Origin of the sequence: Micromonospora sp. NBRC 110037 (assembly GCF_001652995.1) — a bacterium.
Taxonomy (GTDB): domain Bacteria; phylum Actinomycetota; class Actinomycetes; order Mycobacteriales; family Micromonosporaceae; genus Micromonospora; species Micromonospora chalcea.
Map to the genome: position 1 here is coordinate 183,890 of NZ_BBVA01000010.1, position 12,946 is coordinate 196,835.

At 70.8% G+C, this 12,946-nt stretch carries 13 protein-coding genes; all 13 read left to right on the forward strand.

Features of this window, described 5'->3' with window-relative positions:
• Positions 1-27 precede the first annotated feature (27 nt).
• The 13 genes from A4R25_RS26260 (at position 28) to nuoK (ending at position 12,940) form a co-directional block, all read left to right on the forward strand.
• Entirely contained in the window at positions 28-246 is a 219-nt protein-coding gene (locus tag A4R25_RS26260; RefSeq protein ID WP_030500769.1) for a hypothetical protein, read from the forward strand.
• 134 nt (positions 247-380) lie between these two features.
• On the forward strand, positions 381-1,655 hold the full coding sequence (locus tag A4R25_RS26265; protein WP_043330724.1) for a geranylgeranyl reductase family protein: 1,275 nt from the start codon (positions 381-383) through the stop codon (positions 1,653-1,655).
• Positions 1,656-1,774: 119 nt separating this feature from the next.
• On the forward strand, positions 1,775-2,140 hold the full coding sequence (locus tag A4R25_RS26270; protein WP_013283601.1) for an NADH-quinone oxidoreductase subunit A: 366 nt from the start codon (positions 1,775-1,777) through the stop codon (positions 2,138-2,140).
• An 11-nt stretch (positions 2,141-2,151) separates the two neighbouring features.
• The gene (locus A4R25_RS26275; RefSeq protein ID WP_013283602.1) at positions 2,152-2,832 is read left to right on the forward strand and encodes an NADH-quinone oxidoreductase subunit B family protein; all 681 of its coding nucleotides are present in this window, start codon (positions 2,152-2,154) and stop codon (positions 2,830-2,832) included.
• Positions 2,829-3,557, forward strand: a complete 729-nt coding sequence (locus A4R25_RS26280; protein WP_043327315.1) for an NADH-quinone oxidoreductase subunit C — start codon at positions 2,829-2,831, stop codon at positions 3,555-3,557. The genes A4R25_RS26275 and A4R25_RS26280 overlap by 4 nt, the downstream gene beginning before the upstream one ends.
• Positions 3,554-4,879 carry an NADH-quinone oxidoreductase subunit D gene (locus A4R25_RS26285; protein WP_043327313.1) on the forward strand — a complete coding sequence of 442 codons (1,326 nt, stop codon included), beginning with the start codon at positions 3,554-3,556 and terminating at the stop codon, positions 4,877-4,879. The genes A4R25_RS26280 and A4R25_RS26285 overlap by 4 nt, the downstream gene beginning before the upstream one ends.
• Entirely contained in the window at positions 4,876-5,991 is a 1,116-nt protein-coding gene (gene nuoE / locus A4R25_RS26290) for an NADH-quinone oxidoreductase subunit NuoE (protein ID WP_064448432.1), read from the forward strand. Before A4R25_RS26285 ends, nuoE begins: the two co-directional genes overlap by 4 nt.
• Positions 5,988-7,304 carry an NADH-quinone oxidoreductase subunit NuoF gene (gene nuoF / locus A4R25_RS26295; protein WP_043327309.1) on the forward strand — a complete coding sequence of 439 codons (1,317 nt, stop codon included), beginning with the start codon at positions 5,988-5,990 and terminating at the stop codon, positions 7,302-7,304. The genes nuoE and nuoF overlap by 4 nt, the downstream gene beginning before the upstream one ends.
• Entirely contained in the window at positions 7,304-9,814 is a 2,511-nt protein-coding gene (locus tag A4R25_RS26300; protein WP_043327307.1) for an NADH-quinone oxidoreductase subunit G, read from the forward strand. Before nuoF ends, A4R25_RS26300 begins: the two co-directional genes overlap by 1 nt.
• 61 nt (positions 9,815-9,875) lie before the next feature.
• Positions 9,876-11,228, forward strand: a complete 1,353-nt coding sequence (nuoH, locus tag A4R25_RS26305; protein ID WP_030500777.1) for an NADH-quinone oxidoreductase subunit NuoH — start codon at positions 9,876-9,878, stop codon at positions 11,226-11,228.
• 1 nt (position 11,229) lies between these two features.
• A complete protein-coding gene (nuoI, locus tag A4R25_RS26310) occupies positions 11,230-11,877 on the forward strand; it encodes an NADH-quinone oxidoreductase subunit NuoI (RefSeq protein ID WP_030500778.1) in 648 nt (215 codons plus the stop codon).
• Positions 11,874-12,644: an NADH-quinone oxidoreductase subunit J gene (locus A4R25_RS26315; protein ID WP_043327303.1), complete on the forward strand. Its 771-nt coding sequence runs from the start codon at positions 11,874-11,876 to the stop codon at positions 12,642-12,644. Before nuoI ends, A4R25_RS26315 begins: the two co-directional genes overlap by 4 nt.
• The gene (gene nuoK / locus A4R25_RS26320) at positions 12,641-12,940 is read left to right on the forward strand and encodes an NADH-quinone oxidoreductase subunit NuoK (RefSeq protein ID WP_013283611.1); all 300 of its coding nucleotides are present in this window, start codon (positions 12,641-12,643) and stop codon (positions 12,938-12,940) included. The genes A4R25_RS26315 and nuoK overlap by 4 nt, the downstream gene beginning before the upstream one ends.
• Positions 12,941-12,946: the final 6 nt, after the last annotated feature.

The following is a 12,946-nucleotide window of genomic DNA, read 5'->3' on the forward strand; positions in this document are numbered from 1 at the left end:
CTACTTTGTCCCCGTAGGCTCGCCTGCATGACGGGACCAGACCAGGCCGCCACCGACGACGACGCCGCCGAGCTGATCGCCCAGCTCCGCGAGTTGGCCGGCGCGGATCCCGCTGATGTCCGGCAGGTCGTCGCCGAGGTGCTGGCGGCGCTCGACCGTGCGGCAGGTGGCGCGTTGCGTGACCACCTGCCCGAGGCGATCCGGCTCGACGCCGGGCTCGGACCGGCCGCGCCGGCTCGCCCCTGACCGGTTTCGGCCCGCCTACCGGCCCGTTTCCGCGAAGTTAGGCCCCCCTCAACGCGTCCTGGTGTAACAGCGGTCATAGACTCCATCCGGATGGGCTTGTGAAGCATTTCACGAGCATGCGGGAGGAGGCGCGGATGACCGCGGTGGAGAACGACGCCGACGTCATCGTCGTGGGCGCCGGTCCCGGAGGATCGGCCACGGCGTACCACCTGGCGCGGCACGGCGTACGCGTGCTGCTGCTGGAGAAGACGGAGTTTCCCCGGGAGAAGGTCTGCGGCGACGGGCTCACGCCCCGGGCCGTGCGCCAGCTCATCCGGATGGGCGTGGACACCTCGCCCGAGGCCGGCTGGCTGCACAACAAGGGCCTGCGGGTGATCGGCGGCGGGGTGCGCCTGGAGCTGGACTGGCCCGACCTGGCGAGCTTCCCCAACTACGGCCTCGTGCGGACCCGGCTCGACTTCGACGACCTGCTCGCGCAGCGGGCCGTCGCCGCCGGGGCGAAGCTGCGCACCAGCGTCAACGTCCTCGGCCCGGTGCTCGGTGCCGACGACCGGGTGATCGGCGTGCAGGCCGAGGTCGGCCCGGACAAGGAGCCCGCCACCTTCCACGCGCCGCTCGTGGTCGCCGCCGACGGCGTCTCCGGCCGCTTCCCGCTCGCCCTCGGGCTGGCCAAGCGGGAGGACCGCCCGATCGGCGTGGCGGTCCGCCGCTACTACCGCTCGCCCGCCAAGCACGACGACGACTACCTGGAGTCGTGGCTGGAGCTGCGGGCCAAGGGCAGCGACGCGCTGCTGCCCGGCTACGGCTGGATCTTCGGCCTCGGCGACGGCCGGGTGAACGTCGGCCTCGGCGTGCTGAACTCGTCCTCCGCGTTCGGCAAGACGAACTACCGCAAGCTGCTCACCGACTGGCTCGCGAACACCCCCGAGGAGTGGGGGATGACCGACGAGTCCAACGCGGAGGGTCCCACCCTCGGGGCCGCGCTGCCGATGGGCTTCAACCGGGTCCCGCACTACACCCGCGGGGTCCTGCTGGTCGGCGACTCCGGCGGCATGGTCAACCCGTTCAACGGCGAGGGCATCGCGTACGCGATGGAGTCCGGCGAGATGGCCGCGGAGGTCATGGTGCAGGCGCTGGCCCGCCCGGCCGGCGCGGAACGGGAGCGGGCGCTGATGGCGTACCCGCAGGAGCTGAAGGCCCGCTTCGGCGGCTACTACCGGCTCGGCGGCGTGTTCGTGAAGCTCATCGGCCGCCCCGAGATCATGCGGATGGCGACCAAGCACGGCATGCCGCACCCGATGCTCATGCGCTTCGTGCTCAAGCTGCTGGCCAACCTGACCGACCCGCGCGGCGGGGACGCGATGGACCGGGTCATCAACGCGATGACGAAGGTGGCCCCGGCCGTGTAGAAGACGACCGACCACGAGCCGGACAGAGATCGACCCCCCGACGACCGAGGTCTCAGGGACGTGAATAGTGTGATTTTGGCCAACCACCGAGGTCAGGGAAGGACGAGCAGGGGACAACGATGACGCTCTCTCCTTACGCACCCATCATCGGGCTGTTCGCCCTCGCTGCGGCGTTCGCGCTGTTCTCCGTGGCCGCTGCCCGACTCGCCGGCCCGCGGCGTCTGAACAAGGCCAAGCTCGAGGCGTACGAGTGTGGCATCGAGCCGAGCCCGCAGCCGGTCGGCGGCGGCCGGTTCCCGATCAAGTTCTACCTGACGGCGATGCTCTTCATCGTCTTCGACATCGAGATCATCTTCCTCTACCCCTGGGCGGTCTCCTTCGACGCTCTGCCGATCTTCGGCTTCGTGGAGATGGTCCTGTTCATCGTCGCGGTCTTCGTCGCCTACGCCTATGTCTGGCGTCGCGGCGGCCTGGACTGGGACTGAGGAGGTAGCAGATGGGCATCGAGGAGAAACTCCCCTCCGGCGTCCTGCTCACCAGCGTCGAGAAGCTGGTCAACTGGACGCGGAAGACCTCGGTCTGGGGCGCGACGTTCGGTCTGGCCTGCTGCGCCATCGAGATGATGGCGGCGGGCGGCCCGCACTACGACATGGGCCGCTGGGGCATGGAGGTCTTCCGGGCCTCGCCCCGCCAGGCGGACCTGATGATCGTGGCCGGCCGGGTGAGCCAGAAGATGGCCCCGGTGCTGCGCCAGATCTACGACCAGATGGCCGAGCCCCGCTGGGTCATCTCGATGGGCGTCTGCGCCAGCAGCGGCGGCATGTTCAACAACTACGCCATCGTGCAGGGCGTCGACCACGTCGTCCCGGTCGACATGTACCTGCCCGGCTGCCCGCCCCGGCCGGAGATGCTCATCGACGCCGTGCTCAAGCTGCGCGAGAAGATCATGCACGAGCCGCTGGGCCCGAACGGCCGCAAGATGCTGGAGGCCCGCCAGGCGCGCGGTGACGTGCCGGTCGTGCCGTACGGCTCGATGCCCTCGTCGTACCGCAGTGACAAGGCCCGCCGTGCCGAGTGGACGAAGGCCGTCCGCGAGGGGCGCGAGGAGCAGCTGCGGATCGAGAACTGGATGAAGGCGCAGAACCACCTTCAGGCGTCGCATAGGGGCCCGAAATGAGCAACGACAAGACCAACGACGGCGGGGTGCCGGTGCCGACCACGCCGGTCGGGGCCAGCTCCACCGCTCCGGCCGAGTACCCGCCGGCCAGCCCGGCCGGCCGGGGGATGTTCGGCAACCAGGGCACCGGTGACGTCTCCGGCTACGGCGGGCTGGTCCGCCAGCGCAAGCCGATCGAGGAGGCGACCCGCCCGTACGGGAGCTACTTCGACGAGGTGCGGGACGCGCTGGAGGAGGCGTACCCGGACTTCAACGACGCGATCGAGAAGGTCGTGGTCGACCGGGGCGAACTGACGCTGCACGTACGCCCGGAGCGCATCGCCGAGGTCTGCCAGGTGATGCGCGACGACCTGTCGCTGCGCTTCGAGCTGCTCTCGTCGCTGTCCGGCGTGGACTACCTGGGCGCGGAACGGCGCCTGCACGTGGTCTACCAGCTGACCTCGATGACCTACCGCCGCATCGTCCGGCTGGAGGTGGCGGTCTCCGCCGAGCAGCCGCACGTACCGAGCGTCACCGCCGTCTACCCGACCGCCGACTGGCAGGAGCGGGAGACGTACGACATGTTCGGCGTCGTCTTCGACGGCCACCCCGCCCTGACCCGGATCCTCATGCCGGACGACTGGGAGGGTCACCCGCAGCGCAAGGACTACCCGCTCGGCGGCGTACCGGTCGAGTACAAGGGTGCGGAAATCCCGCCGCCGGACCGTAGGAGGTCGTACCAGTGACCACGTCTAACTACGCGACCGAGCGCGAGACCACCGAGGGCAAGGTCTTCACCGTCACCGGCGGGGACTGGGACGAGGTCGTCTCCGGCACGGACCCGATCAACGACGAGCGGATCGTCGTCAACATGGGCCCGCAGCACCCGTCCACCCACGGCGTGCTCCGGCTGGTCCTTGAGCTGGAGGGCGAGACGGTCCGCGAGGCCCGCTCGGTCGTCGGCTACCTGCACACCGGCATCGAGAAGAACCTGGAGTACCGCAACTGGGTCCAGGGCTCGACGTTTGTGACCCGGATGGACTACCTCTCCCCGCTGTTCAACGAGACGGCGTACGCGCTCGCGGTGGAGAAGCTGCTCGGGATCACCGACGACATCACCGAGCGCGCGAACACCATCCGCGTGCTGATGATGGAGCTGAACCGGATCTCGTCGCACCTGGTCTGGCTGGCGACCACCGCCATGGAGCTGGGCGCGATCAACATGATGCTGTACGGCTTCCGCGAGCGGGAGTACGTCCTCGACATCTTCGAGACCATCACCGGCCTGCGGATGAACCACGCGTACGTGCGGCCGGGCGGCGTGGCGCAGGACGTGCCGGACGACGCGATCCGCAAGATCCGCGACTTCCTCCAGCTGATGCCGAAGCGGCTCAAGGAGTACGAGAACCTGCTCTCCGGTCAGCCGATCTGGCTGGAGCGGACGCAGAACGTGGCGGTCCTCGACGTGACCGGCTGCATGGCGCTCGGCGTCACCGGCCCGGTGCTGCGCTCCGCCGGCCTCGCCTGGGACCTGCGCAAGACCATGCCGTACTGCGGCTACGAGACGTACGAGTTCGACGTGCCGACCCACACCGACGGTGACGTGTGGGGCCGCTACCTGGTCCGGGTCGCGGAGATCCGGGAGTCGCTGAAGCTCGTCGAGCAGGCGCTGGACCGCTTGAAGCCGGGCCCGGTGATGGTCTCCGACAAGAAGATCGCCTGGCCGGCGCAGCTCGCCATCGGCGTCGACGGCATGGGCAACTCCCTGGAGCACGTCGCGAAGATCATGGGTCAGTCGATGGAGTCGCTGATCCACCACTTCAAGCTCGTCACCGAGGGCTTCCGGGTCCCGCCGGGCCAGGTGTACGTCGCCGTCGAGTCGCCCCGTGGCGAACTCGGCGTGCACGCGGTGTCCGACGGCGGCACCCGGCCCTACCGGGTGCACTACCGGGAGCCGAGCTTCGTCAACCTCCAGGCCCTCCCGGCGATGGCCGAGGGCGGCCTGATCGCCGACGTGATCGCCGGCGGCGCCTCGCTGGACCCCGTGATGGGTGGTTGTGACCGATGAGCACGTTCACTGAAGAGACCCGGCTCCGGGCGCGGGAGATCATCGCCCGGTACCCGGCCGACCGGTCCCGCTCGGCGCTGCTGCCGCTGCTGCACCTGGTCCAGTCCGAGGAGGGGTACGTCTCCCCGGCCGGTGTCGAGTTCTGCGCCGAGGTGCTCGGGCTGAACAAGGCCCAGGTCGGCGCCGTCGCCACCTTCTACACCATGTACAAGCGCAAGCCCACCGGTGAATACCTGGTCAGCGTCTGCACCAACACCATGTGCGACGTGCTCGGCGGGCAGAAGGTCTACGACGCCCTGGCCGAGCACCTCGGCGTCGGGCACGAGGAGACCACCGCCGACGGGAAGATCACCCTGGAGCACGCCGAGTGCCTGGCGGCGTGCGACTACGGCCCGGTCATGACCGTGAACTACGACTTCTTCGACAACGTGGAGCCGCAGGGCGCGCTCGACGTGGTCGAAGAGCTGCGGGCCGGCGGCCGGCCGATGCCGACCCGGGGCGCGCGCCTGTGCACGCTCAAGGAGATGGCGGTCCAGCTCGCCGGTTTCGCCGACGAGCGCGACGGCGCGGTGGCCGACGGCGGGCCGGGCGAGCCCAGCCTGCGCGGCCTGCGCCTGGCCGAGCAGCACGGCGTCTCGGTGCCGGGCTTCGACCCGAAGACCCCGATCCGCAGCAAGGCCGAGGCCGACCGGGCCGCCGCCGAGGCGAAGGCGAAGGCCGAGGCCGCGAAGCCGGCCCCCGCGCCCGAGCCGGCCAAGGCCGCCGAGCAGGCCTTGCCGGAGGCGGCCACCGGCAGCACCGCGCCGGACGTGAAGGCGCCGGACGCCAAGTCGCCGCAGGTGCGTACCGCCGAGACCCGGCAGCCGGACGCGGCCACCGCCGTACCGGACGCGCCGGGCACCAAGATCCCGGTGGACGGCCCGCCGCCGGTGCCGCGCGACGCGCAGGCGGCGGAGGCGGCCGGCACGGCGGCGAACCCGCCGGCCGGCGACGGCAAGCCCGCCGGCGACGCGGCCGGCGCGCAGGAGCGCAACCTCAAGGAAGCGGAGGCCGGTACGGGCGCGGACGGCGCCGACCCGGCGGACGCCAACGGATCGGGGGTCCGCAAGTGACCACGCCTCGGCCGGAGACGCTGGCCAAGCTCACGCCGGTGCTCACCAAGCGCTGGCTGTCGCCGGACGCCTGGCGGATCGGCACCTACGAGAACCTGGACGGCTACGCCGCCCTGCGCAAGGCGCTCAAGGCGCACCCGGACGACCTGATCCAGCTGGTCAAGGACTCCGGGCTGCGCGGCCGTGGCGGCGCGGGCTTCCCGACCGGCCTGAAGTGGGGCTTCATCCCGCAGGGCGACGGCAAGCCGCACTACCTGGTGGTGAACGCCGACGAGGGCGAGCCGGGCACCTGCAAGGACCTGCCGCTGATGACCTACGACCCGCACTCGCTGGTCGAGGGCGTCATCATCGCCTCGTACGCGATCCGGGCCAACCGGGCGTACATCTACATCCGCGGTGAGGCCGTGCACGCCGCGCGGCGGCTGCGCAGCGCGGTCGCCGAGGCGTACGCCAAGGGCTACCTCGGCCGGAACATCCTCGGCTCCGGGTTCGACCTGGACCTGGTGGTGCACTCCGGCGCCGGGGCGTACATCTGCGGTGAGGAGACCGCGCTGCTGGACTCGCTGGAGGGCTTCCGCGGCCAGCCCCGGCTGCGCCCGCCGTTCCCGGCGACCCACGGCCTGTACGCCAGCCCGACCGTTGTCAACAACGTCGGCACCATCGCCAGCGTGCCGTACATCGTGCTCGGTGGCGCGGACTGGTGGAAGACGATGGGCACGGAGAAGTCGTCCGGCCCGATGATCTACTCGCTGTCCGGCCGGATCGCGAACCCGGGCCAGTACGAGTGCTCGATGGGCATCACGCTGCGCGAGCTGATCGAGCTGGCCGGCGGGATGAAGCCGGGGCACAACCTGAAGTTCTGGACCCCGGGTGGCTCGTCGACGCCGCTGCTGACCGCCGAGCACCTGGACGTGCCGCTGGACTTCGAGGGGGTGGCGGGGGCCGGCTCGATCCTGGGCACCACCGCCACGCAGATCTTCTCCGACCAGGACTGCCCGGTGTACGCGACCTACCGGTGGCTGGAGTTCTACCACCACGAGTCGTGCGGCAAGTGCACCCCGTGCCGGGAGGGCAACTACTGGATGGTCCGGGTCTACCGGCGCATCCTGTCCGGCCAGGGCACCCACGAGGACCTGGACACCCTGCTCGACACCTGCGACAACATCCTCGGCCGCTCGTTCTGCGGTCTGGGTGACGGCGCGACCAGCTCGGTCACCTCGTCGCTGAAGTACTTCAAGCAGGACTACCTCGACTACATCGAGGGACGTACCGCTCCGAAGCTGTCGGAGAAGACCCTGGTAGGGGCGCACTGATGACCGACGTAGCCAAGCAGACCGAGACCGTCACGCTGACCATCGACGGCGTCGAGGTCACCGCCCCCAAGGGGGCGCTGCTGATCCGGGTCGCCGAGCAGCTGGGCACCGAGATCCCCCGCTTCTGCGACCACCCGCTGCTGGCCCCGGCCGGCGCCTGCCGGCAGTGCCTGGTGGAGGTGGAGGGCCAGCGCAAGCCGGTCGCCTCCTGCACCCAGACCGTCGCCGACGGCATGGTGGTGCGGACCCAGCTCACCTCCCCGGTCGCCAAGAAGGCCCAGGAGGGGGTGATGGAGCTGCTGCTCCTCAACCACCCCCTGGACTGCCCGATGTGTGACAAGGGCGGCGAGTGCCCGCTGCAGAACCAGGCGATGTCCACCGGCCGGACGGACTCGCGGTTCCACGAGCACAAGCGGGAGTACCCGAAGCCGCTGCCGATCAGCACCCAGGTGCTGCTCGACCGCGAGCGCTGTGTGCTCTGCCAGCGGTGCACCCGGTTCTCCGAGGAGATCGCCGGGGACAAGTTCATCGACCTGATGGGCCGCTCCTCGCACGAGGAGATCAACATCTACCGGGACGAGGAGTACGGCGAGGAGGGCGACGAGGGGGACGTCCCGTTCAACTCGTACTTCTCCGGCAACACCGTGCAGATCTGCCCGGTGGGCGCGCTGACCGGCGCGCAGTACCGGTTCCGGGCCCGCCCGTTCGACCTGGTCTCCACGCCGAGCGTCTGCGAGCACTGCTCGGCCGGTTGCGCCCAGCGCACCGACTGGCGGCGCGGCAAGGTGCTGCGCCGGCTGGCCGGCGACGACCCGGCGGTGAACGAGGAGTGGAACTGCGACAAGGGCCGCTGGGGCTTCCAGTACACCCGCGCGTTCGACCGGATCAGCACCCCGATGGTGCGCGACGAGAAGACCGGTGAGCTGCGCGAGGCGTCCTGGAGCGAGGCGCTGACCCGGGCCGCCGAGGGGCTGCGCGAGGCCCGTGACGGCGCGACCGGCACGGCGGTGCTGACCGGCGGTCGGCTCACCGTCGAGGACGCCTACGCGTACGCGAAGTTCGCCCGGATCGCACTGCACACGAACGACATCGACTTCCGGGCCCGCCCGGTCTCCCGCGAGGAGGCCGACTTCCTGGCCAGCAGCGTCGCCGGGGTCACCGACGTGACCTACACGGACGTGGAGAACGCGCCCGCCGTGGTGCTGGTCGGCTTGGAGCCGGAGGAGGAGTGCCCGATCCTCTTCCTGCGGCTGCGCAAGGCGTACCTGAAGAAGAAGCTCACGGTGTACGCGATCGCGCCGTTCGCGACGCGCGGCCTGGAGAAGCTCGGGGCGAAGCTCGCCCGGGTGGTGCCGGGCGAGGAGGCCGGCGTGCTGGCCGAGCACGCCACCGTGGCGGAGGCGCTGGGTAAGCCCGGCGCGATCCTGATCGTCGGCGAGCGGCTGGCCGAGGTGCCGGGCGGGCTGTCGGCGGCGGCGGACGTCGCCCGGCGTACCGGTGCCCGGCTGGTCTGGGTGCCGCGGCGCGCGGGTGACCGCGGCGCTGTCGACGCGGGCTGCCTGCCCAACCTGCTCCCCGGCGGCCGTGTGGTCACCGAGCCGGCCGCCCGCGCGGAGCTCGGCGAGGCGTGGGACATCCCGGCCGGGGTGATCCCGAGCCAGGCCGGCCGCGACACCGACGGCATCCTCACCGCCGCCGCGAACGGTCAGCTCGGTGCCCTGGTGGTGGCCGGTGTCGACCCGGCCGACCTGGCCGACCCGCGCCTGGCCGAGAAGGCCCTGGACGCGGTGCCGTTCCTGGTCAGCCTGGAACTGCGGATGAGCGCTGTGTCGCGCCGGGCCGACGTGGTCCTGCCGGTCGCGCCGGTGGTCGAGAAGGCCGGCAGCTTCCTGGACTGGGAGGGCCGGCTGCGCACGTTCGAGAAGGTGCTGGACACCGGCGCGATGACCGACGCCCGGATCCTGGACGCGATCGCCGCGCAGCTCGACGTGCGGCTGGGCACCGGCGACGTGCCGAGCATCCGCCGCGAGCTGGGCACGCTGCCGCGTACCCGGGTCGAGCGGCCGTCGGCGCCCTCGGTCGAGCCGGCCGCCGTCCGGCAGCCGGGCGCGGGCGAGGCCGTGCTGTCCACCTGGCACCAGCTCATCGACCTGGGCAGCCTCACCGACGGCGACGAGCACCTCGCCGGCACCGCCCGCCCGCCGGTGGTCCGGCTGGGCAAGGGCACCGCCGAGTCCCTCGGCGTGGCCGACGGCGACGCGGTCACCGTCGGCACCGACCGTGGCGCGGTCACGCTGCCGGCGGCGATCACCGAGATGCCGGACGGCGTCGTCTGGCTGCCGACCAACTCGCCCGGCTCCACCGTGCGGCGCAGCCTCGGCGCGACGTCCGGTTCGCTGGTGAAGGTCTCCGTCGGCGCCGCCGGCGGTTCGGCCGTCCCGGCGGGGCGGGTCGCGGCGGACGCCGCGGACCGGCCGGGCCCGCTGCTGAACACCGGGAGTGCACAGTGAGCGCGCGCAGGCAACGAGCGGAGCGAGTACGCCTCGCGGTCGCGAACGAAAGGTCGGTGCAGTGAATCTCTACCTCGCGGCGCAGGACCCGACGCTTGCCGACTTCGGCAAGGACCCGTGGTGGCTGGTCCTCGGCAAGATCCTCTTCGCGTTCGTCGTCGCCGTGGCGGCCACGCTGCTGGGCGTCTGGTTCGAGCGCCGGGTCGTGGGCCGGATGGCGGTGCGGCCCGGCCCCAACCAGGCCGGACCGTTCGGTCTGCTCCAGACGCTCGCCGACGGCGTGAAGCTGGCCTTCAAGGAGGACATCCTCCCGCGCAAGGCCGACAAGGTGGTCTACTTCTTCGCCCCGGTGATCTCCGTGGTCTGCGCGGTCACCGCGCTGTCGGTGATCCCGTTCGGGCCGATGGTGAGCATCTTCGGGCACCGCACGCCGCTGCAGGTCACCGACGTGTCGGTGGCGGTGCTGGTGGTGCTGGCCTTCTCCTCGCTGGCCGTGTACGGCATCGTGCTCGGCGGCTGGGCCAGCGGCTCCACCTACCCGCTGCTCGGTGGTCTGCGCTCCGCCGCCCAGTTGGTGTCCTACGAGGTCACCATGGGCCTGAGCGTGGTCGCGGTCTTCATGACCGCCGGCACCATGTCGACCAGCGGGATCGTCGCCGCGCAGGGCGACGGCACCCGGCTGAGCATCGGCGGCTTCGACCTCGCCGCGCCCGGCTGGTACGCGATCCTGCTGCTGCCCAGCTTCATCATGTTCTTCATCGCCATCGTCGGTGAGACCAACCGGGCGCCGTTCGACCTGCCCGAGGCGGAGTCGGAGCTGGTGGCTGGCTTCCAGACCGAGTACAGCTCGCTGAAGTTCGCGCTGTTCATGCTCAGCGAGTACGTCGCGATGGTGACCATGTCGGCGTTCACCGTGACGCTGTTCCTCGGCGGCTGGCACGCGCCGTGGCCGATCACGATCTGGTCGGGCGCCAACGAGGGCTGGTGGCCGATGCTGTGGTTCTTCGGCAAGGTCATCCTGCTGGTGTTCGTCTTCGTCTGGCTGCGCGGCACGCTGCCCCGGCTCCGCTACGACCAGTTCATGCGCTTCGGCTGGAAGGTGCTGCTGCCGCTGAACCTGGTCTGGATCATGGTGCTCGCCGGGCTGCGCTCGATCGAGGACTGGCAGGCCCGGGACCGGCTGCTCGTCACCGCCGTCGGCGCGGGCGTGCTGCTGCTGGTCACGCTCTTCTGGCCGAGCCGGAAGAAGGAGCTGAAGCCGTCGCCCCAGGAGCAGGCGGACAGCCGGCCGTACGGCAGCTTCCCGCTGCCGCCGATGGATCTTCAGGTTCCGCCGAGCCCGCGTACCAAGCGCGTGCTCGCCGAGCGGGAGCCGGCCAACGTGGTCGCCGGCCCGGACTCCAGGGAGGTGTGACGTGGGCGCGATCACCGGAACGTTCAAGGGCTTCGGTGTCACCTTCTCGCACATGTTCAAGAAGGTCGTCACCACCGACTACCCGTTCAAGCCGCCGGTCTCGGCGCCGCGCTACCACGGGCGGCACATCCTCAACCGGCACCCGGACGGGCTGGAGAAGTGCATCGGCTGCGAGCTGTGCGCCTGGGCCTGCCCGGCCGACGCGATCTACGTGGAGGGTGGCGACAACACCGAGGAGCAGCGCTTCTCCCCGGGTGAGCGGTACGCCAGCATCTACCAGATCAACTACGCCCGGTGCATCTTCTGCGGGCTCTGCATCGAGGCCTGCCCGACCCGTTCGCTCACCATGAGCAACGAGTACGAGCTGGCCCGGGACAACCGGCAGGACCTGATCTTCACCAAGGAGCAGCTGCTCGCGCCGCTGCTCGAAGGCATGGAGCAGCCGCCGCACCCGATGCGGCTGGGCGACAGCGAGAAGGACTACTACGTCGGCGCGCTGACCAACCCGGGCACCTCGGCCGGTGCCGAGCGCTCGCCGATGGGCCCCGGCCGGTACCAGGTGGAGGAGCACCCCGGCGTGACCTTCCCCGGCGCCGAGCAGGCCGAGCAGCGGTCCGCCGCCGCGGCGGGCAAGGGAGGCAAGGCATGACCTCGGCAACGGTGCTCGCCGCTGCGGGCCAGGTGTCCGGGGGTGAGGAGGTCACCTTCTGGATCCTCGCCCCGCTGGCCCTGCTCGGGGCGGTCGGCATGGTGTGGGCCCGCAACGCGGTGCACTCCGCGCTCTGGCTCGTGCTGACCATGCTCTGCCTGGGCGTGTTCTACGTGCTCCAGGCGGGGCCGTTCATCGGCATGGTGCAGATCATCGTCTACACCGGCGCGATCATGATGCTGTTCCTGTTCGTGCTGATGCTCGTCGGCCGGGACGCCTCCGACTCGCTCATCGAGACGCTGCGCGGCCAGCGGGTCGCCGCCGTCGTCCTCGGGCTCGGCTTCGCCGGCCTGGTGGGCAGCGGCCTGTACCGCGCGCTCGACGGCGTGCCGGCGGCCGGGCTCGACGAGGCGAACGCCGAGGGCAACGTGCAGGGCATCGCCCGGCTGCTGTTCACCAAGTACGTCTTCGCCTTCGAGCTGACCTCGGCGCTGCTGATCACCGCCGCGGTGGGCGCGATGGTGCTGGCGCACGTCGAGCGGCGCAAGGCGGACCGGATGGACCAGATCGCCACCATGAAGGCGCGGTTCCGCCCCGGCAACTACCCCGGCCCGAAGCCCGGCCCGGGTGTCTACGCCACCTCCTCCTCGGTGGCCACCCCGGCCCGCCTGCCCGACGGCCGGCTGACCGACCGCAGCATCCCGGAGATCCTGCCGGTGCGCGAGCTGACGGCCGAGGAGACCGCACCGAAGGGGACGGACAAATGACCCCGGACTACTACCTGATCCTCGCGGCGGTGCTGTTCACCATCGGCGCCGTCGGCGTGCTGGTCCGGCGCAACGCGATCGTGCTGTTCATGTGCATCGAGCTGATGCTCAACGCGGCCAACCTGACCCTGGTCACGTTCAGCCGGATCAACGGCGACCTGAACGGCCAGATCATGGCGTTCTTCGTGATGGTGGTCGCGGCGGCCGAGGTCGTGGTCGGTCTCGCGATCATCATGGCGATCTTCCGTACCCGGCGCTCGGCGAGCGTCGACGACGCCAACCTGCTGAAGTACTGAGGGGCT